This window comes from Sinorhizobium sp. 7-81 (assembly GCF_030124405.1).
Lineage (GTDB): Bacteria > Pseudomonadota > Alphaproteobacteria > Rhizobiales > Rhizobiaceae > Sinorhizobium > Sinorhizobium psoraleae.
In genome coordinates, this window is the sequence record NZ_JASKLT010000017.1 from 55,350 (window position 1) to 75,025 (window position 19,676).

A 19,676-nucleotide genomic window follows, 5' to 3' on the forward strand; every position below is an offset into this window, starting at 1 on the left:
TGTTTGCTCCGTTTGTCTAAACAGTACGACGACCGCCTTTCGGTGGGCGGGCGGCATGAGGATTTGCGAGAGGCGATCGCGGCCAATCCGATGGGAGGAAATCGAATTCTGCCTTAAAATCTGGCGATGCCACGGAACGCGACCAGTCGACGATTTCAGCCATGTATGGGACTTCAGTTCTCAAGCGTCCGGCGATTTTCACCCAGAGGGCGAGGCTAAACGAGATATCCTCAACGAAAGCTCGTGAGCCCGTATCGAAGCGAAAGCCGCCATCACGGATAGCAGTAAGCGGCACCTTGCCCTGATACGCGCGATTCGTGCGCAGAACGGTGAAAAGCGTGCGCGCATCGTCGATCATCGGCCAGAACGAAGAGACGATTTCGTCGTATTGTGACCAGCTTGAATCAGCAGAGATACCTAGATGCGAGTGCGCAGCCTGAAGCAACTGCTGCCGCTCTAAGTCCAGGCGAGCGATGAAATATGCCCCGAGCTCCGAAATCTCGCGCCACCAGAAGCGGGGTGCGTCGAATAAAAGATCAGAATGCTGAGAATATGGCCCAATCAGTCCGTAGATCGCCCCACCATGCAATACGGGGTTACCAGGCGCTAATGTCAATTCGATAAAGCTCTGAACGACTCGGATGGGCCGATCGAAGAGGGCACTAATAGTCGAACTGAGCCAAGACACATCGGATTGTTCGGAGCCATTTCCAACCGCAATCTCTAGGCGCTCACGCCGTCCTCCAAGTCTAACAGATTGTCCTAAGACGACGTCCCGAGCGGTCCAAGGAACACCGCTCATCCCCCATAGAATAAGATTGTCCCGCCGTGGACGAAGTGACTGACAAAGCCAATCAAACCCACCATTCGCCGGGATGGCACCGAGGAATACCGGCCTGTCATCAGCTATGAATTGGTGGATAACCTGAAGCAATCCGCCTCGAATGTGAGCGGGGACGGTAAGTATCACGATGTTAGCGCTGGGTATTACCTCTTCCGCGCATGACGAAATTACAGCCGGTCGACCATGGGCCGGGTCATCATTCATTTGCTGAACGGCGATGCCTTCGATAGGCATGGCTCGACGGATTTCTGACGCCTTGTTGGATAGAAGAGAGACGGACACGCCAGGTCTTTGCGAAAGCATGGCCGCACACGCGTGGCCAATAGGTCCGCCGCCGCAAATAGCGATGGGCAGTGGTGCTGTCATGCCTTGGCTCCTGATGCGTTGGCTTGGTCAAGCACTCGAAGCCAATTGAGACCCATGATCTGGTCGATCACGAGGCTCGGATGGCCGCGTTCGACGAGGCGGACTCGAAGAGCGGGAAGCGATGTGATTGACGATATCCCTTCGGGGTAGGGATTAACCCCGAAGCTACCGACGTCTCCAAAAATATCCGGCCGGAGCGCTCTCCAGCGAGAGGTCGAGGGGAATTTCAAGCTTTCCGAATTCGACTTTTCGACAAAATCGAGCCCCAGCCCTACGTGATTGGGCCCGACGCACGAAAGCAGATATTCAATATGTGAAACAAGGTCCTCGATGGTTGGATTTTGCGTGGCGACGATCTTTGGCAACGCCGCAACTCCAATGACGCCCTGTCTATTAGCAATGGTTTTAATGCACTCATCTTTTACGTTTCGCGGATTGGGAACGAGGGAAAAAGCGTTTGAGTGCGTGCAAACTGGCACGCGCGCGAGAGCCGCCGCGGCGAGCCTTGTTGCATGGCTGCAATGAGATATATCAATTGCAAGGGGGAATTCATTCGCTGCATGAATGATATCTTCGCCTAGGAACGTCAACCCTCCGTCGAGCTTCTCGCCGCACCCATCTCCTAGCAAGTTCCTTGAAGTATAGACCAAGCCAAAGAAGCGCAATCCTAGGCGAGCCAAGGTCCGCAAGCGATGGGTCTGATCTACGTTATGGCCGTCAAGGAAAGATGCGCCTTGGCTACCAAGCACCACCGCAAGCTTGTTCGCCTTCTGAGCTGAATATATGTCCGACGAATTCGTCGCCTGCATGAGAAGTGGACTTCGGTCAATCGCCGTCAAAGCGCGGTCCAAGTTGCGAATTGAGCTTTCCCAGTCGTGCTCTAGAATGATTGACATGTTTGTTGCCGTCACGCCTGACAGCAAGTAGCGCTCTGCTACGTCGTTTCGTAGCAGCGAATCAATCGAAAGGGCATCGAATATAATTGTGGATATACCTCGCTCCTTTTCGGCAACTTTCGTTGATTTGTCGGCGTCCTTGTCCATCTTCTTTATCTCTCCCAAGAGAATCACGGAGAAAGGGCCGGTGGGTGTGCACCAAGGATCAACAACAGAGCCGCGAAAACTATGTTGAGTGGCAGTACGACGCGGTAGCCGGCGCCCTGGAGTTTCGGAAAGGGAAACGATGAAAGCTGTAGAATAAGGATTGTTGCTAACGATAGTGCCCACACGCTCCCGAAGTCGGCAAAGCCCGTAAGACTGCAAAACATGAACAATGCTGAGCATATCGGCACAGTATATGTGATGGGAAAACCCACAACGTGGTCGTATTGAAAGCTAATCGCGTTGAAATAACTTAGCCGAATAGCTCCCGTCACAATAGTTATAACTGTGAGGGGCGCTCCCCATCGCCAGTCAGGCGCGGTGACCAGAAGCAGAACGGCGGGCGCGATGCAAGCCCCCAGAATGTCCGTGTAGGAGTCGAACTGCTTACCGAAGTCAGCACATTCTGCGCGGCGGTTCGGCGTACGCCGGGCAACTATGCCGTCTACATGATCAATGAACAGCGCGAGGTTTAGTAAGCTGAGTCCGAAGGCATATTGGTGTGCCAAAAAAAGCGGAAGTGTGGCAGCCGAGAGTAAGAGGCCGACGAGCGTCAGCACGTTGGCGGGATCAGAAAGTACGCGCAACATTCACGATTCTCCCCCATACTAAGCCGCGCGAAGGTAGCCCGCTGCGGTCGAAAGGATGGTTGCGATTTGGTTGTGGAGCTCATCCTTGAGGGGTGCGAGTTGTTGATTATTTTCAAGGACAAATGACAAGAATCGATCACCGTACATCGTAACGTACCGCTCTGTATTTCCGCTGAACGATGTGAGTACAGGAATCGAGGATAGCTCGATGATTACCCGAGGTTCCAGTTCGGTAATCCACCGTTCCAACATTGCGCGGTACTCGTCGGTTACCTCGGTCGTTGCGATCACGACGGCCGAACCGGGAGTTGTTTTGTTCTCGAGATCCTTGATGCGAGCGTAGGCTATCGCGGGATCTGACAGCTTTAGTTTTTTCTTGAGATTTTTAGGGTTTCTGGTGACCAACGTCCGACTCGGGAACCGCGGACCTAATTCACGCGCAATCAGCTCCCGCCCCAACATTCCGGCCCCGACTATATAAAGATCCGACGGGCATTCGTTCGCCTGATAGCTATCCTCGATTATCTTCCGAACGATCGCATCATAATTGAGCGAGGCGATGAAGTGCTGTCGGACTCGAGCCGCTCTACCTACGTCGATAGCGAGCAGCGCAAGAGAGTGAATGGGGTTGTTGGCGGGCAGGTTGGAGAGTGCACCTTCGATTTGATGACTGATGTAGTTTTCGCCCAGGATTTGGGAGTGAAGTCCTGCAGAAAGCTCCGCCAGCCGCTGCGTGATCGAGGCGGCGCCGCAAATCTCAACAAACTGCTCCGTTGGAAAGATCAAAGAGCTGAAGCGGTCTACGACAGAGCGCAGACCATAGAGTTCTACCCTTAGGCAGGTCGTAAGAAGGAACAATCCTTGTCTTCCGAATTCCGGCCCGAGGTGCTTGATTGACGCAGAGCGGACTGCCATCTCATATGGCGTACGGGAACTATGCTCAGCGTATCGCCCAATAATGTCTTCCATGTCAGTCCTCGGATACTGGCGGCAGCGGTGTCAGGTAGCGCAATGTATCTACTTCGACGGGAACCCCTCAGGGAGGTTGCAGTCTCGGGAACGCAACGCGCGCTAGCCAGAGTGAATAGGCGCTGCCAGTAATGAGTTCGCGAAGGGTTGTCGATGAGGTCGTCATCGGCAAGACTTTGGTACGCACTGGGAACGCAATCGCGTTGTTCATTGTCGTGCCTCCTTCAACTCAAATGAATAAATTTGCGGCAATTGCCAGCGGTCTTCGCATGGTTGCGACGAGAGCGGCGATGTTCGGTATGCCGGCGGCCACTAGTCTGTCCCGGAAGGCATCTGATGCAGTCCTAGCATGTCGCTCTCCTCCTTCGCCCAATCCATCCTCTTACCCGAGGCACTAAATGCCGGTTGGCAGCTTCCGCCGCCTCCGAACGAAAGAATCAAAACTCGTGCCAGTCGGGGCCGTTGTAGTTAAAAATGGTTCTTTTCCAAACGTTTAGCCTTCTGACAGAACAAAAGATTAGCCAAACAAGGCAGTGGCGCGGACCTGACAAAGACGACATGCAAGAGACTAAGCCAACATGGCAATCACTCCACTCGAGGCGATGCGTATTCACAAGAACACGCTGGCGGCCGATTTTTCCCGGATACCTGAATCAAAAGGCTTGGATGGGGAATTCGGCTTAGCGCCTCATCTTCCGATTTGGGATCGTAGCCAGGGTGCCGCGGTTGGAGGGATGATAAAACGTGGTCTCGGAACGGACGTCTCTGTGAAAGAGACCTCCCTATGCATCGTCGATGAAGCGGGCGCCGCTCCGTATACTGGCGGCGAACACGCCGCCGGTAGAGTGCGTGCCAGCGGTAACAAACTTCATCTTCCTGCCCGACATGGGCGGAATGACCGCAGAAAAATTGGCTCTTCGCTGGCGCCGACACGGGGGCGGAGACCCTGGCGCGTGTGCCATGACGATCATCGAGACGGCCAAGATGAATGGCGTCGATTCGCAGGCCTATCTGGCTGACGTGCTCGACCGCATCCACGATCACAAGATCAACCGCCTCGACGAGCTGCTCCCATGGAACTGGGCACCTGTGGCAATCATCTGCGCCGAGGCCGCCTGATAGCCACCATCACCTACGTCTTCACCATCCACCATGTCGCCGAAATGCTCGGCGAATACTTGGAACTCCTAGAGGCGATCGTCCGCAATTCCGACAATCTTATGGGAGTATCATCAGCGTCGTACACGGTGACGATCAGACAATCACCGCATTGACCGACTATGGCATCGATGAGCTTAACCAGATGCTCTCCGCTGCTCGCCGTTCGCCCGAAGCCTGGAACGACTTCCTCGACAGCTTTGTCGACGACGAAGAACTCATCGCTCGCGTCAAGGCGAAATACAACCCTACCCGCGAGCGTCGCCATCCCTTCGATCGAGCCGCTTACCGCCGACGCAACCTCGTCGAACGGATGTTCTGCAGGCTGAAAGACTGGCGGCGCATCGCCACCCGCTACGGCAAGCTCGCGCGAAACTTCATTGCCGCTGTCCAACTCGCCGCAACAATCATCTGGTGGGCTGGACTAGGCCCGTATTTCGCGCATCGGCGAACTCCAATCTTCCAGAATTTAAGGGAGGCTTGCCGCGTCAGGCGGCCAGCGCGAGGGGTGGACTGTTACTGTTCGCGGCCGCCTTTGCCATCCTGTCGAACCTTACCGGTCAGTTCGTGGATAACCCGAAGGCAGGTTCCGCCGGTCGCGTTGGGCGCGATCCTGAACGTTACGGTGCTTTCGAGGAATGGTGGGCTGTCGCCGCGCAGCTTGTAGCGGACTTCCTCACCGGGGGTGACGGTCGTTGCTTCGGGGTCGGTCAATGCTTCCTTCGGTAACCAGCTTTCCCGAAGTTCGGGGATGCTAAGTGCGCGCCAGACCTTTTGCGGCGGTTCGTCCAAGTCAACGTCCAGCTCCTTGCCGGGTCTGGCGGTGTCCCAATCGACCAATCCGGTTATGACGCCATCCCGTTCAAGTAGGTTCCACGGCGCGATGTCGCTGTGGATTACGATCTCACCGGCGCGCAATGGTTCCTGCGCATTACGCCAGTGGCATCGTGCGGCGGCATGAAGTCCGCCACTGCGTCATGGAAGGCTCGCAGGAGACCGCTTACCTCTTGCAACTGCTCCAGACCTCGCAGGGTCGGAATCGGATCGCCTTCCAATCGGCTAAGGACGTCGCGGCCTTGTTCATCGACGCCGAGATGACGGGAGCATATTCAAAGCCCGACCTTTCGAGATGCCTGAGCAGCGTGGCAATGGTATCGCTATGCTCCGCGCTCTCGCCGGATCGTGCTTCCTGCGATCCAAACCCGGTTCATGCTTCCGCGTCCGACAATCTCTTCCTCGTTCACGTCCTTACTCCTTACTCCACTACGGCGGAGCATAACGTATGTGACGTAGTGGGTTTTAGGAATTTTGCGACAAATGCCTTAAGGCGCGTGGGACTGCTGCGCCTTACGCCATATGATTAGAATGTCAGCCCACATGCCTGACGGATAGCGACCTGAATCGTACAGGGGGGCAAGGTCGGATCAAATTCGCCTTTCGGCAGGAGCGGGGGCTGTGCCATGAAACGCGGCGTCTGCCCTCGGTGGGGTTGTGCGGCATGGACAAGGAATGGGTGACACAAATAGACCGTGCCTGCCGCGCCTGTTGCTAGTTCCACCTCGCAATCTTCTGTCGAAGCGTAACCATTTGCAGAGAGCTGCCGGAGCGTCGCGCCCGCTTCGCCATAGGGCAGCAGTTCCCGCGCAATGGTGGCGTGTGACCCTTTCCGTATCTTCGTTGGCGCATCATCGGGGCCAACATCCGAAAACAGGAACAGCATCGGCAATGCGCGTCCGCTGCAGCCTGAATGGTTGTCAGCGCGGCGAGGCGGATCAGCAGCCTCGGATGCGGACAAAGCCTGTAAAGATTGCCGATCATTGTTGCGCTCCTGCGTGCTGGGCAGCCCACAGGCGCGCGTAGAGTCCGCCCTTGGTGAGGAGCGCTTCGTGCGTCCCCCGTTCGATCACGCGCCCCTGGTCGAGGACCAGGATCTGGTCGGCGCCCATGATCGTGTGGAGCCGATGCGCGATGACGATGAGGATCTTTCCGCGCGTCAGTTCGGCCAACGCTTCCTGAACCGCGACCTCGCTGTCCGGGTCCAGGGAGGCCGTCGCCTCATCGAGCACCACGATCGGCGCGCGGGAGAGAATGGCGCGCGCAATGGTCAGGCGCTGCCGCTCGCCTCCGGAGAGGCCCGTGCCTTCCGATCCAAGCAGCGTGTCGAAGCCCTGCGGCAATTGCTCGATGACGTCTTCTATCCGCGCCGACCGAGCGGCCGCCCGGACGTCCTCGTCACTAGCGTTCGGGCGGCCAATCCGGATGTTTTCCGTGACGGTGTCACGCAGGAGCACGACGTCCTGGAACACAAGCGACATCGAAGACAGCAACGTCGCCGTATCCATTGAGCGCAGGTCAATGCCGCCGATCCGGATTGCTCCGCTCGTTACATCGTAGAAGCGGGGCAGCAGGCTCGCGATCGTCGTCTTGCCTGCACCGGAAGGACCGACAATCGCCGTGACCGTCCCGGGCTCGCAGATGGCCGAAAGCCCCGCGATGGCCTCGGTTTTCCCATCATACGAGAAGCGAACATCGTCAAATTCGATGCGGTAGCCATTTGGTCGGAGCGGTTCGTCAGCTTCCGGCAATGGCTCACGTGACAATATGCTCTCGATGTGAGCGGCGGAGACGCGACCCTTGCGCAGCCCTTGCGAGCCTTGAATCGCAGGGGTGATTGACGTTGGCAGACCAATCTCGACGATCAGGAATGGAAGAAGCGAACTTGCGTTCAGGTGGCCAGCGGCAATCAGGGGAAGGCCCACGATCATCACCGCGCCGAGGACCGTCATTTCCGATGCGAGAAGCCGCGACGCAGCCGAGCTGAACCGCGTCTCCCGTCGGCATAGTGCCCGACACGCGAGGACAGAAAGACAAGCACTAGGCGGAGTGCTGTGCCTGCCGCGCCGATTCCCACCCATGCCCCATGTGACGTTTGTTGCCGAGGTGGGGCTATTCGGCGGAAGGACGGCGCGAGCCAATTCCGCCACAGCGATATACGGCACGAGCCCGGCGGCGGCCGCAACCGCCGACAATACCGCACAAATGGCGAGGTGAAAGTGAACGGGCTTCAGCAGCCGTGCAAGCGGCGCCAATCCCGGAAGCCGCGGCTTCTCTGACAATGTCGACCCGCTGGAAGCGAGCTTCCGCCTGCACGCCCCTCTCTCCGGCCGCACGCGTCCGTCGACGCTGCCAGGCTCCGCGATCGGCGCTGCGCAGGAAGGGAGCGACAACCAAAATCCTGAGTTTGTTACTCATATTCATTTGCATAAACCACTGACCATCAGTCAGTCAAGATGGCTCGCGGTCAGTCATTATGTGCAGATCGTGGACGCTGCACGAAATCCAAAGGGGGTTCGGACCAGCCATTTCGTCAACCTGTTGCAGCGGATCACGGCGGCTGCGCCGTGACGAGCCAGTATGAGAGGGTTGGCGGGACGGGGCAAATTCAACAGGTGGAGCATCGCGGCATATATTCATGTTGGGCGGAGGTCATTTTGCCTCTGGCCGTCCGCAATGCCCCGAATGAGGCGACCTAGCTGTTTTGAAAGGTGAGCACAGTTGTCAGGTCGTGCTATCAATTTGTTCCGACTCCGAGCCGCCAATACTTCACAAAAGCCGAACAGTAATCTCAACTAATTTGCGCTTGGGGAGTCTCAGTGCTTCCGCAGCCCAATCCTCCACGCGATCACCGAATCCATAAAGCGTCGGCGCATATGTTTCCCCCGGCAGGAGGTCGAGTTGGTCGGCCCACATCGATCCATCCAAGGGCAGCGCATGGAGCAGCAGTAGTTCCACATTCTTTCCAAACATTGCAGAGAAATCCTATGTAGCCGTCGCCCGCCTGACGTCCTAAATAACTCTGCTATGTCTGCGCCAAAGGCGCAAAAGTCACTCACCACGATTTGGACGCTGATCATGTGTGGGCTCCCCATGATCGCAACCTCGTTCTGCATACGCCTGGATGACAGAGAATTTGTTGCCTCGCTCAGTGTGACAGAGGCTATGAACGCATTTGGCGCGTCGCTGCCGTTGCAGACGCTCGACTGATTGGCCAGCGCCAGGGAAGTCGCGATGGGAAGGCTCCTGCAACCGAAACCGGTCGGGAGCCTTCCCATCGTATGCCGTGATCGTACCGTTATGCCGCGATCGATGTGGAGGACTGGATCTGGTTGTAATATTCAATGATGTTGACAGTCTGGCCGCTTGACAGTGCGGCCTGCACATCTGCCGAAGACATGCCAAGCTGCAGTTGGGTGTCGTTGACCTGCAAATCGAGTGTTAGCGCGCCGGCCTGGTTATAGGCGGCGTTCCATTCCGTGATCGCGTCATTAACTTGGTTCAGGACGGCTGTGAAGTTCGAGGAACCGGCATCGGCGATGGCGGCCTTCAAGTCGCTTATGGCTGCGTTGACTTCACTCTCCAGCGTCTGCCATTCTTGCAGGACACCCTGCAGTGCAGTCTCGATCTGCTGCGTCTCGCTGGCCATGTTGGCGTAGTTTGTCGTAAGTACCTGAAGGGTGGCCACGTCGGCCGTCAGGCCTGTGATGGCGCTCTCATCCGCAGCGATCTTGTTCTTGTCAGCGGTGATTTTTAAGCCGTCGAGGGCGATGTAGGTGGTGGCCACGGCAACCGCCGGTCCCATTACGAACCACACCAGAGCACCCACCGGCCATAGTGCGATGGTTGCCACGACACCAATCGTCAGCGCCACACCATCGGCAATCCCGAGCGCGATAATGGCGGCGGTCAGGCTTTTGATTTCGGCTTGCAACGATTGGATGTCGGCGTTGAGCTGGTCGATCTGAGCCTGATCGGCGTTCGCAGCCTGGGCGGAGGCTGTTGCGATGGTCTGCAATTGCGTCGCCATGTCAGGGAGCGTGTCGCCGAAATTCTGTACGGCGGTCACGGCTCCCGAGATGAAGGTGACGACGATGGCGAGTTGCTTCGAGAGACTGTCGAGGTCCCTGTCAAGGATCGACAGGGCAGTCTTGTTCGATGGATCGCTCACCAGTATGTGGGCTTGGTTTTGGGCATCCGCCAGCAATTGGCTGATGATGTTGTTGTAATCCTGGACTTCAGACGGTACGTCGAGCAGACGCGCCATCACGTTGTTGACCCAGCTAAGGGCATCGCTGTTCGCTTGTTCGTAAGCGGTGACGAAATCCTGCCAATCTGGCGGGTTTTGGCTCAAGTTTGGCAGTTTGGATGTGAGCACGCTGGTGACGTAGGTATTCACCATGGCAACGTTTTGCTTGTACGTGTTCTGCGTAGCTGCAATGGATCTTGCGTTTTTTCGAATGGCAAGCGCAAGCGACATGGTCGTCCTCCTTTAGACGAAGTTGAATTTGCAATGAAAAAGCAGATGCTTGCCCCGAAATGAGCAAGCGAAACGTTTATCTATATTTTTGTGGCGTCGAATTTTATTTCGATCAATGCTTGTAGAAGTGGACAGAAAACAAGAAAGTCGTTGTGCGAATTCACACGAAGCTACTTAGGGTACGCACATGCTTTTACAGAACCCAATCGCCACTGCATCCTCGTTCTTCCATCCCGGGAACGTTCTACCGTTCTGACTTTGAAAAGGGAGATGCCACGCATTTCTTCGTCACAAGGCCAGCTTGTTGGCGAGAGCTAGGGGATCATCCGGCGATTACTGCATTACTGTTCGTCGATATAAGAGTTATAGCGTAAAACGACGCCTTCACGCATCCCTACGAAACTACTGGTTGCAACGCGTTTGATAAAAATTCGTTGATTCCTAGCTGCCAGAACATACGGGTCATGCGGCCGAGGATGGAAGCGCTCCCCGCAATATCCATTCTCTTCTGGTTCCTGGTGTCATCCTCCTCTTTTGCCGACAAATCTTACGCAAACGAGCCTTCTCACGCCTTGGACGGTACCGGGGCGGCCACGGCAACTTCCAACGTGGCAACACCCCTGCCGATTGACGATCTACGCCTACGGCCGAAGAACCTCCCGCCGGTGATGCTCCTTGATCGTGGCAATCTCGTCGAGCATTTGCTTCAAAGCGTCGATCGCCTCCTGCTCATCCGATGCAAGTGGCGTCTCTGGCCGGAAATGCTTGAGGAGAACGAGCAGGGCATCGCCGATACGGCCGAGTTGCTTGCCGTAGCTGCCAACTTCGGCCAACACCTCTTCCTCGACAGCGGGTGCGCTCGACCGACCTAAGTTGACGGTGATGGCGCTGTACTGGTTGTTGAATGGGCTGAATAGCGCCGCCCAGGGTGGGATAGTTTGAGTAACGTCGCCAGAGAGTGGCAACTTGAACATTGGCATGGCTGTGCTCCTGAGCGTTCTCCGCCTCACCACGAACCCGCGCAACAGCATGAGGCGTAAAGCTGCTCCGCCTGCCCGGTAGTCACGCCCCGCTTATGCACCACCTTGATGGCCACGGCCAGATGGTGCGCGGCCAAGGGTGACACCTCCGCCACAAGATCAACGCCGGCCTGCAGGTGCTGCGGCAGCTTCTCTCCCTAAGGCAAAACGATCAGAACCGATCCGTTACCCGAATCGCCTCCTCGACTTCGCTCCAATCCACCGTTGCCCTTCTGCCCGGCTGTCACCGATGGAACCACGTCCGGCCGGGACCGTCAGCCTGCCGCCGCCGCGCGGGCGATCGCCTTCAAGTCGGTCAGCTTCCGCTACGCGCACAACGCCCCCGACGTCGACAACATCGCGCTCGCTAACCCGGCGATGTCGCGCGAGGCAGTCATGCGCGTCGCTCGGCTTGCCGGCGCGGAGACGAATTCATTGCGAAACTTCCCCGTGGCTACGACACGCCCGCAGTTTCCCGAGCATCACTGGACTGCGAGAGCCGACAGGAACATGATCCCGCCTTCAACGCGTTGACGAATGCTCGTGAGCCTCCCGAAGTCGTGACGGCCAGCAGTCCATGCGTCGCTTCATTGAAGACGCCGAAGAGGGTCAGCACATTGTCGATGTCAGTCTCGACGAACTCCTGGGCTTCCACCGAACCGATCCCCCGCACTGCCAGAATGTGGTTGATATTGGCCCGTCGAGTGGGTTTCGTGCTGTTCTGCACCCGTTGACATCCTGGGTCGGCGGACACCACATCCGCATCTGGAGCGATGATGTCTCCAAAATCTGAGTCAGAATCTCTCGGACGCTCGTGCAGAAATGGCGAGCAGCGACCGGCTTTCGAGGATCCAGTGAGAACAGAGCACCTTCCCAGCGCCGATCGAGCAGTTGAACGTGATGCTGAGCCGGGCTCCCGTAACCATGGCACTGCCTCCAGGAGGGACTCTGACCTTTTCCGCGGCGAACTCGGACACCTTGATCCAGCGAGTCCGGACAGCTAGCACTGTCAAACCTGGCATCGGCCGTTGCGCGTTATGGCCTTTCCAGATTGCGGGTCTGTGTCGCCGATCCCTGTCGAGACGCATTCATCGACACATCAAAAAAAGGCTCGCGTCGCTTCTGCGGAAATAGATGTGCGAACCGCTGGCACGTCGCCACGTTCCGCCAACGAAAGAAGAAGGACGATTACGCCAAATGATTATGCCGCGGGCGGCGTTGTTCACCAAAGAACCGGCGAATATGAAGCTGTTGATCGTTGTCGATAAGCTTCTCACCGGGTTCGACGCGCCGCCCTGCACCTATCTCTATATCGACAAGTCGATGCGGGATCATGGCCTCTTCCAGGCCATCTGCCGCACCAACCGGCTTGACGGCGAAGACAAGGACTTCGGCTACATCGTCGATTACAAAGACCTGTTCAAAAAGGTCGAGAATGCCATTGCGGTGTACACGTCGGAACTCGATCGCTCGACCGAAGGTTCCGATCCCGATGTCCTGCTGCATGACCGGCTGAAAAAGGGCAAGGCGCTGGAAAGCATCGTGCTCCTGTGCGAACCCGTGGAACCGCCGAAGGGCGAACTGGAGTACATCCGTTTCTTTTGCGGCAATACTGAAATCCCCGCCGATCTCAAGGAACGGGAGCCGCAGCGCGCCGCCCTTTATAAAGCGACCGCCAGCCTCGTACGAGCCTACGCCAACATTGCCGACGAGATGGATGCTGCCGGTTACAGTGCCGCCGATGTCGCGCGCATCAAGAAACAGGTTGAGCATTACCTGAATGCCCGCGACACCGTGCGCCTGGCGAGCAACGAAAGCCTCGACCTGAAGGCGTACGAGGCCGATATGCGGCACCTGATCGACACCTATATCGAGGCGGACGAACCGCGCAAAATCTCGCCCTTCGACGGCACGAGCCTGCTTGAGCTGATCGTGAAGACCGGCATTGCCGAGGTCATTTCATCACAGCTTGGAGGGCTCAAAGGCAACAAGGATGCCATCGCCGAGACAATTGAAAACAACGTCCGCAGCAAGATCATCAAGGAGCACCTGAACGATCCGGCCTTCTACGAGAAGATATCGGCGCTGCTGGACGAGATCATCGCCAACCGCAAGGCCAAGGCGATCGAGTACGAGGAATATCTGAAACGCATCGCCGAAATCGCGCAGCGCATCGAGATGGGGCAAGCCCACGAAGCGCCGCCCAGCCTAAACACGCCGGGCAAGCGAGCGCCCTTTACAATAATCTGGGCCAGGACGAAGAGCTGGCGCTGAAAGTGGACGAGGCGGTGAAAAGCAGCCGCCCGGACGGGTGGCGCGGGGTGCAGCCGCGCGAGCAACAGATCAAGGCAGCCCTTTATAAGGTGTTGCAGGACTTTGCCGAGGTCGAGCGCGTGTTCCTGATTATCAAGGCTCAGAAGGAGTATTGATGGTCACGCAGTTCGACATCGGCGGCATTTCGGTGGACGTGGTATTCAAGGATATCAAGAACGTCCATTTGAGCGTCTATCCGCCGACCGGTCGCGTCCGCATTGCAGCGCCATGCCGCATTAGCCTCGAAAATATCCGACTTTTCGCTATTTCCAAACTGGGATGGATAAAGAAGCATCAATCCAAATTGCTGTCGCAGGAACTTGAGTCTCCGCGTGAATATCTGGAGCGCGAAAGCCACTATTTATGGGGGCAGCGCTATCTGCTGCACTTGGCCGATGTGGTTGACGGTCCCGGCGTAGCGGTCGAGCATCGGCATATCGTTCTTCACGCCGGAGGCGACGCGCCGACGCAGAAAAGACAGGCGCTGCTCGACGATTTCTACCGGCTCGAACTCAAGGAAGCGGCGCGGCCGATCATTGCCAAATGGGAAAAGCAGCTTGATATCAGGGTTGACCGGTTTTTCGTGCAACGCATGAAAAACAAGTGGGGCAGCAGCAATCCCCGACTGCGCAACATCAGACTCAATCTGGAACTTGCGAAGAAGCCCGCCGAATGTCTCGATTATGTCATTCTGCACGAGATGCTGCATTTTCTCGTTCCCGATCACAGCGCCCGCTTCGTCGATGCGATGGACGAGAAGATGTCTAACTGGCGTTTGATCCGCCAAACCCTCAACGAAGCGCCCTTGCCGTATGGTGAGCCGTTAAACTAAACGAGCGGGTCCGCCTGTTGACAAGCATTGCTACTTTTGGAAACGCGGCGTCCAGCTCTCGATCAGGTCTTCCTCTTCATCATCCTCGTCCGGTGAATCTTCCTGACCTATGGACCGCGATGTCAGAACAGTCAGCACCTTCCCGTACTTTCCGAGCCCAATAGATTCCTCCGTAACGAAGGCCCGCTTTTCGCCACCGAGCCAATCGCGCACATCGACGGTATCATCCACGCGCTCACCTGCCAGGACCCGCGCCGGGGCGCGGGCAAGATCGGTCGTGGCAGTGCCCGCCGGTAATGATGTTCCCTTCCGAAGCCAGGCCAGCTTTGGCAGGGATTTCATGGCGTCGGAAAGGAAACAGTAGTCAATAACGCCCCCGGTGCTCATAATGACCGCAACGGCCATATCGCTCAATTCCGCGAAGCGGATGGCAGTGGCGGTATGAGACGTAAGGCATACCTCGGCGACGGCTGCTATTGCATCCAGGCCAAGGTTGTGCCTGTCCATTTCCTTTTTAAAGGGCTTCTCCGGCATTAGCAGTCCGGCAGCGAAATGATCAGCTTCCAGTTCATACGGATCGGCGGTAACAAAGCCCGCTCGGGAAACGTGCGCCCCATCGGCGGGTAAGATGTGGTCTAAATGCCCCGGCAAGAAATAATGTCCCAGTTCATGGCTGATGCTGAATCGCTGGAATCCAACGCTCGGGATATGCGTGGCATAGATGATACCGAAGTTGTTGCCGTGCCGCAGCAACATCCCTGAAACGCCGTCGGCTTTTTCCGGTTTCCCTTCGACCACAATGTCGCGGCTTTCCGCGATTGCGAGGGGGTCCACCGGCAGATCGGTGATTCCCTCTTCGCGCAAGAAAGCTTCAGCGGTTTGACGCGCGATCTTCTGGCGGAAGACGCGGGTCATTTCTGGCTGCCTTTCTTGCCGGCATTGCGTTCAGCCAGCATTTTCAGGAAATCCTTCGCTATCTCGCGGTCATGCCCGGAGAGCTTTCCTATATCCCTAAACAGGGGGTCGCCCGCTTCGGCAAGACCGGGGTCATCGACGCGCCCGAGCAGAAAATCTGTGGTCACTTCCAAGGCGTTAGCCAGGCGACGCAGCGTATCGAAGGATGGCTTGCGTGCGCCGGCTTCAAAGTGAGCGATCGAAGTGGGGGGCATACCGGCCTTTTCCGCCAGTTCTCCCTGGCTCCAGCCACGCAGATCGCGGGCTGTTCGCAACCGTTCCTTGAAGATTTCGGATGGAGGGGTATTTTCAATCATGTCGACTCCGGCATGGTAGACTTGACGACTTTTTTACAGGCCGCCTATATTCTAGACAAGTATCTCATGTCTACCTCGACAATAGCAAGGAATTGCCTCATATGAGTCGCCAGCACGTTGACCACGCCGATATCGCCCGCTTCGCGGACGAAAAAGTGAACCTGCCGCGCGACAAGGCTTCCGAATACCGCGCGCAGGCCCGTCGTCTGCGCGAAAAGCTTGAGGGATATCTCTCGGAGCATCCCGACTTCACGTTGCGGAAAATGCTACTGTCGGGGAGCCTGGCAAAGGGCACGGCTCTTCGGTCTCTGAATGATATAGACGTCGCCTGTTACATTAGCGGTGCGGATGCGCCGACCGATATCGCCGCCCTTTTGGAATATCTTGCCGAGCGGTTGCGCAAAGCCTTCCCCAATTTCAGCCCGGATCAGGTTCAGCCGCAGACTTATAGCGTCACGGTGTCGTTCCGGGGCACCGGTCTCGATGTTGATATTGTGCCGATTCTCTATGACGGCGACCCGCAGTGGTACGGGAATCTTGTCAGCCAGGAAGACGGTTCGTTCCTGAAAACCAGCATTCCGCTTCATCTGGAGTTTGCCGGGAAGCGCAAGGCAGTTCAGGCGACGCACTTTGCGCAGGTCGTTCGTCTTGCGAAATACTGGACCCGTCTCATGAAGCGGGAGAGGGACGGATTCCGCTTCAAATCGTTCATGGTGGAGATGGTGCTTGCTCACCTGCAGGATCGTGGCGCGGACCTTTCCGATTATCCCGAAGCACTTCAACACTTCTTCACGTATATCGCCCGCAGTGATTTTCGTGAACGCATCGTCTTTTCCGATTACTACCCGTCGTCCGCGATCGGCACCTTCTCCGAGCCCGTGCAGATCATTGATCCGGTAAACGCCGAGAACAATGTCAGCCGGCTCTATACGTCGCAGCAAGCCGACGCGATCGTCGAGGCCGCCCTTGATGCAGGCGATGCGATTGACGCCGCTCTGTCCGCACCGACGAAGCAGGAGACGGTCTATTACTGGCAGAAAATCTTTGGTCCATCATTTCAGGTGTGAAGACGACCATGACACTGAGCTATACGATCACTGAAGTCGCGACTTTCACGGTCACGCACGCAAAACATATGGCCGCAAAGGTTTCCGCAGACCTCAAGCGCATACAACGCTTCTATGGCGCGCCGAGCGATGCCTCCATCGCGGAGTACGAAGCCGAAGTGATTGCGCTGTTGAACGCGGGTTATCTCGGCACAGTTACGTATGGCTACCGCCGCAACAATGAATGGATCGAACCCACTCTCCGCTATACGGCGCACGAACTGGCCGAGGCTGCCGCCAACGACGATGATCCTGGACGTGTTCGGCCTGGTGCGGACATAGCGGGGGCAAGCTTCTATTCCTACCTGACTTACAGCGCCGCCTGGGATCGCCTTTCGTCAGACCAGCAGGTTGCCTTCAAGAAGACGCTGCGCTTCTTTCGCGGAGGCGCGTCAGAACCTGGCGTTAGCGGTTACTTCGCCGACGACCGTATCTATTCGTCCGGTGGACGTTCGCTGAACCGTGCAAGTGTGAGGAGTTGGTAATGGATGGAAGACAAGGGGTGGATACGTTTTTCGAGCGGCGTATTACATACCCGGACTTTTCGGCGCGGGATCGGTTTGCACGCCTCGTCGGCTTGGATGACCAGAAGGCGCGCCTGACCAAAATCCTTGGGTTGCTCATTACCCCGGCAGGTCTGGAATCTTGGGCACGCAAACATCATCCGCAGATGAACGGTCTCCTGGCAACCGTTCTGCGCCGGCCGCCGCTCGTGGTTCTGGCAGGCGATGTCGGGTCCGGCAAAACCGAACTGGCCGAAACAGTCGGCGACGCCGTTGCCAGACAGGAGGATATCGATGTGACGCTGCTGCCTCTGAGCCTCTCAACGCGGGGCCAGGGCCGCGTCGGTGAGATGACCCAGCTTGTTTCTTCAGCCTTTGACTATGCGATTGCGGAGGCGAGCAAGCTGAAAGGCAGCAATGGAAAAGCGCGCGGCGGAATCATCCTTCTTGTTGACGAGGCGGATGCTCTGGCGCAGTCGCGCGAGAACGCGCAGATGCATCATGAAGATCGCGCCGGCGTAAACGCTTTTATTCGAGGCGTTGACCGAATCGCCAATGCCGGATTACCGGCGGCCGTAATCATGTGCACGAACAGGCTCGGGGCCCTCGATCCGGCCGTCAAGCGTCGCGCGGCGGATATTCTGGCGTTCGGCCGGCCGGATGAAGCGCAGCGCCGGATGTTGTTGTCCGGCGCGCTTGGCGAAATCGGTTTTTCTGCAACCGATATTGAGCGCATAGTGGCGGCGACCGGCCCGCGCGCAGGCCAGGACTATGGGTTCACGTTCTCGGACGTCGTCCAACGCCTCCTTCCGTCCATCGTCCTTGACGCCTACCCCACTGCCGCGGTTCGTCCCCAGCGTGCGTTAGAAGTGGCGATGCAGATGATCCCTACATCACCGTTTCAGGAGCGCACTGCATGAATTGGTCACTTTCAGAACTGCTTGATGGCCTGCATCAGGATCTGCAAAAGCGGCTTGAAATCTCGCGGGCCACTTTCGGTCATCCGGTAGCCAAGGGTGACGCCAGCGAGAAAGTATGGCTTGAGCTTTTGCAGACCTATCTGCCCAAACGCTATCAGGCGGAGACGGCATTTGTAGTGGATAGCAATGGCGTTTTCAGCGACCAGATCGACGTGGTCGTTTTTGATCGTCAATATTCGCCATTCATTTTCAGCTACCAGGGACAGACCATCATTCCCGCCGAGAGCGTCTATGCCCTTTTCGAGGCCAAGCAGTCCATCAATGCGGATCAGGTCAAATATGCCCAGGACAAGGTCGCCAGCGTTCGGCAGCTTCACAGAACAAGTCTCCCCATCCCGCATGCCGGTGGTACCTACGCGGCAAAGCCGCTTATACCCATCATTGGCGGTATCCTGACTTTTGAAAGTGATTGGAACCCGCCATTAGGCGAATCGTTGAGAAAGGCTCTGGCGGATGGAGTCGATGATCGCCGTCTGGATATTGGCTGCATAGCTGCCCACGGTCAGTTCCAGTATGCTGACACTGCTGGCGACTATGTTCTTGCTCCGGGGACACGGGCAGCGACAGCCTTTCTTTTTAATCTTATCTCCCGCCTGCAATTCAGCGGCACCGTCCCCATGATCGATATTCAGGCCTATTCGCAGTGGTTGATCAAATAATCCCATATGCGTGCCCCCGTCCACAGCCGGGGCCGGGCTCTACGTCGCCCCGAAGCCAACCAAGCCGTCTTACGGGTGACGATCCCTGTCACAAGAGCAGGGGCCAGGGCGGGTAGTGCGCCCTCCCTCTATGCTCAATGGAAAACCGTCAGCCCTCCACTGGTCATAGGCGACGATTGGGACATGCTAGATACTTAAGCCTTTTCGACAAAACCTCAATCCGCTGCAGGTCACGCTCGCTCATCGCAATCAATCCCATCCGCAATCTCCCAGGTGATCAAAACCCGGAGAGAGTGACATTCTTACTTTGCAGGATCAGGACACTTTAACTTTGCGGTGTACATGTCATCGTCTTTGTATTCTTATCTTATGTTCTTATGTCAAAGCTAGTTAAAGAAGAGACAAAGTAGTCAACTTAGAAATGCGACATCATCATACCCGTTATTACTGCCCTCGCAAGTGAACATATTTGAACAGTACGCAAACGCAAGCCGCCGACCGGCTGGAGCTGGTCAGGGTTGCGCAGGCCGGTCGGCGGCGGATGGCTCCAGCTTTGCTCTGGCTGCCATCGCGAATGCCGAACATATGGTCCGTCTGGCCGGTGCGGCGCGGTCCGCCGTTGCTGCGCTGTTGCTCTCGCCCGGCCTGCATC

The 19,676-nt window shown here is 56.9% G+C and carries 20 protein-coding genes and 7 pseudogenes; 11 read left to right on the top strand and 16 right to left on the bottom strand.

The window, feature by feature from the left end; genetic code table 11:
• Window positions 1-16 precede the first annotated feature (16 nt).
• From QN224_RS29425 to QN224_RS29440, 4 genes are read right to left on the bottom strand one after another with little or no spacing between them, the layout of a single operon-like run.
• Window positions 17-1,210: an NAD/NADP octopine/nopaline dehydrogenase family protein gene (locus QN224_RS29425; protein WP_283979556.1), complete on the bottom strand. Its 1,194-nt coding sequence runs from the start codon at window positions 1,208-1,210 to the stop codon at window positions 17-19.
• Window positions 1,207-2,253, bottom strand: coding sequence for a membrane dipeptidase (locus QN224_RS29430; RefSeq protein WP_283979557.1), 1,047 nt, complete (start codon window positions 2,251-2,253; stop codon window positions 1,207-1,209). The genes QN224_RS29425 and QN224_RS29430 overlap by 4 nt, the downstream gene beginning before the upstream one ends.
• A gap of 23 nt (window positions 2,254-2,276) precedes the next feature.
• A complete protein-coding gene (locus tag QN224_RS29435) occupies window positions 2,277-2,900 on the bottom strand; it encodes a CDP-alcohol phosphatidyltransferase family protein (protein ID WP_283979558.1) in 624 nt (207 codons plus the stop codon).
• Window positions 2,901-2,918: 18 nt separating this feature from the next.
• Window positions 2,919-3,869, bottom strand: coding sequence for a hypothetical protein (locus tag QN224_RS29440; protein ID WP_283979559.1), 951 nt, complete (start codon window positions 3,867-3,869; stop codon window positions 2,919-2,921).
• Between the two features lie 901 nt (window positions 3,870-4,770).
• Between QN224_RS29440 and QN224_RS29445 the strand changes: the two are divergent.
• The 3 pseudogenes from QN224_RS29445 to QN224_RS29455 all read left to right on the top strand — a co-directional run.
• Window positions 4,771-4,988, top strand: a pseudogene (locus tag QN224_RS29445) (transposase domain-containing protein); the annotation flags it as partial.
• A pseudogene (locus QN224_RS33950) lies at window positions 4,988-5,268 on the top strand (hypothetical protein); the annotation flags it as partial. The pseudogenes QN224_RS29445 and QN224_RS33950, both read left to right, overlap by 1 nt.
• A gap of 33 nt (window positions 5,269-5,301) precedes the next feature.
• Window positions 5,302-5,445: pseudogene (locus QN224_RS29455) on the top strand (transposase); the annotation flags it as partial.
• A gap of 70 nt (window positions 5,446-5,515) precedes the next feature.
• Here QN224_RS29455 and QN224_RS29460 read toward each other — a convergent pair.
• From QN224_RS29460 to QN224_RS34130, 9 genes and pseudogenes are all read right to left on the bottom strand, one after another.
• Window positions 5,516-5,867, bottom strand: a pseudogene (locus QN224_RS29460) (SRPBCC domain-containing protein).
• A 30-nt stretch (window positions 5,868-5,897) separates the two neighbouring features.
• Window positions 5,898-5,945, bottom strand: a pseudogene (locus tag QN224_RS29465) (hypothetical protein); the annotation flags it as partial.
• 442 nt (window positions 5,946-6,387) lie between these two features.
• A pseudogene (locus QN224_RS29470) lies at window positions 6,388-6,789 on the bottom strand (phytanoyl-CoA dioxygenase); the annotation flags it as partial.
• 52 nt (window positions 6,790-6,841) lie between these two features.
• Window positions 6,842-7,813, bottom strand: coding sequence for an ABC transporter ATP-binding protein (locus QN224_RS29475; protein WP_283979561.1), 972 nt, complete (start codon window positions 7,811-7,813; stop codon window positions 6,842-6,844).
• Between the two features lie 817 nt (window positions 7,814-8,630).
• Window positions 8,631-8,834 carry a hypothetical protein gene (locus QN224_RS29480; protein ID WP_283979562.1) on the bottom strand — a complete coding sequence of 68 codons (204 nt, stop codon included), beginning with the start codon at window positions 8,832-8,834 and terminating at the stop codon, window positions 8,631-8,633.
• Between the two features lie 325 nt (window positions 8,835-9,159).
• Entirely contained in the window at window positions 9,160-10,341 is a 1,182-nt protein-coding gene (locus QN224_RS29485) for a hypothetical protein (protein WP_283979563.1), read from the bottom strand.
• A 641-nt stretch (window positions 10,342-10,982) separates the two neighbouring features.
• Window positions 10,983-11,321: a hypothetical protein gene (locus tag QN224_RS29490; protein ID WP_283979564.1), complete on the bottom strand. Its 339-nt coding sequence runs from the start codon at window positions 11,319-11,321 to the stop codon at window positions 10,983-10,985.
• A 493-nt stretch (window positions 11,322-11,814) separates the two neighbouring features.
• Window positions 11,815-12,237 (bottom strand): hypothetical protein, encoded by a 423-nt coding sequence (locus QN224_RS29495; protein WP_369292620.1) that lies wholly within the window; start codon window positions 12,235-12,237, stop codon window positions 11,815-11,817.
• Window positions 12,147-12,347: pseudogene (locus QN224_RS34130) on the bottom strand (hypothetical protein); the annotation flags it as partial. The gene QN224_RS29495 and the pseudogene QN224_RS34130, both read right to left, overlap by 91 nt.
• 64 nt (window positions 12,348-12,411) lie before the next feature.
• Between QN224_RS34130 and QN224_RS34135 the strand changes: the two are divergent.
• From QN224_RS34135 to QN224_RS29510, 4 genes are read left to right on the top strand one after another with little or no spacing between them, the layout of a single operon-like run.
• Window positions 12,412-12,561 (top strand): CGNR zinc finger domain-containing protein, encoded by a 150-nt coding sequence (locus QN224_RS34135; RefSeq protein ID WP_369292618.1) that lies wholly within the window; start codon window positions 12,412-12,414, stop codon window positions 12,559-12,561.
• Window positions 12,562-12,602: 41 nt separating this feature from the next.
• Complete coding sequence (locus QN224_RS29500; protein WP_283979566.1) at window positions 12,603-13,634, top strand: hypothetical protein; 1,032 nt, start codon at window positions 12,603-12,605, stop codon at window positions 13,632-13,634.
• A gap of 2 nt (window positions 13,635-13,636) precedes the next feature.
• Complete coding sequence (locus QN224_RS29505; RefSeq protein ID WP_283979567.1) at window positions 13,637-13,789, top strand: hypothetical protein; 153 nt, start codon at window positions 13,637-13,639, stop codon at window positions 13,787-13,789.
• Window positions 13,789-14,505 (top strand): SprT family zinc-dependent metalloprotease, encoded by a 717-nt coding sequence (locus QN224_RS29510; RefSeq protein WP_283979568.1) that lies wholly within the window; start codon window positions 13,789-13,791, stop codon window positions 14,503-14,505. Before QN224_RS29505 ends, QN224_RS29510 begins: the two co-directional genes overlap by 1 nt.
• A 30-nt stretch (window positions 14,506-14,535) precedes the next feature.
• Here QN224_RS29510 and QN224_RS29515 read toward each other — a convergent pair whose 3' ends face one another.
• Window positions 14,536-15,420 carry an ImmA/IrrE family metallo-endopeptidase gene (locus QN224_RS29515; protein ID WP_283979569.1) on the bottom strand — a complete coding sequence of 295 codons (885 nt, stop codon included), beginning with the start codon at window positions 15,418-15,420 and terminating at the stop codon, window positions 14,536-14,538.
• The gene (locus QN224_RS29520) at window positions 15,417-15,776 is read right to left on the bottom strand and encodes a helix-turn-helix transcriptional regulator (protein WP_283979570.1); all 360 of its coding nucleotides are present in this window, start codon (window positions 15,774-15,776) and stop codon (window positions 15,417-15,419) included. Before QN224_RS29520 ends, QN224_RS29515 begins: the two co-directional genes overlap by 4 nt.
• Before the next feature lie 101 nt (window positions 15,777-15,877).
• Between QN224_RS29520 and QN224_RS29525 the strand changes: the two genes are divergently transcribed.
• Genes QN224_RS29525 through QN224_RS29540 form a run of 4 tightly spaced genes read left to right on the top strand, consistent with a single transcriptional unit; the run spans window position 15,878 to window position 19,024 of the window.
• Complete coding sequence (locus tag QN224_RS29525; RefSeq protein WP_283979577.1) at window positions 15,878-16,843, top strand: CBASS oligonucleotide cyclase; 966 nt, start codon at window positions 15,878-15,880, stop codon at window positions 16,841-16,843.
• An 8-nt stretch (window positions 16,844-16,851) separates the two neighbouring features.
• Window positions 16,852-17,367 carry a hypothetical protein gene (locus QN224_RS29530; protein ID WP_283979571.1) on the top strand — a complete coding sequence of 172 codons (516 nt, stop codon included), beginning with the start codon at window positions 16,852-16,854 and terminating at the stop codon, window positions 17,365-17,367.
• On the top strand, window positions 17,367-18,305 hold the full coding sequence (locus QN224_RS29535) for an ATP-binding protein (RefSeq protein WP_283979572.1): 939 nt from the start codon (window positions 17,367-17,369) through the stop codon (window positions 18,303-18,305). The genes QN224_RS29530 and QN224_RS29535 overlap by 1 nt, the downstream gene beginning before the upstream one ends.
• On the top strand, window positions 18,302-19,024 hold the full coding sequence (locus QN224_RS29540; protein WP_283979573.1) for a DUF6602 domain-containing protein: 723 nt from the start codon (window positions 18,302-18,304) through the stop codon (window positions 19,022-19,024). The genes QN224_RS29535 and QN224_RS29540 overlap by 4 nt, the downstream gene beginning before the upstream one ends.
• A gap of 444 nt (window positions 19,025-19,468) precedes the next feature.
• Here the strand turns inward: QN224_RS29540 and QN224_RS29545 are convergent.
• Window positions 19,469-19,676, bottom strand: a 208-nt coding sequence (locus tag QN224_RS29545) for a hypothetical protein (RefSeq protein WP_283979578.1), incomplete at its 5' end; no start/stop codon positions are given.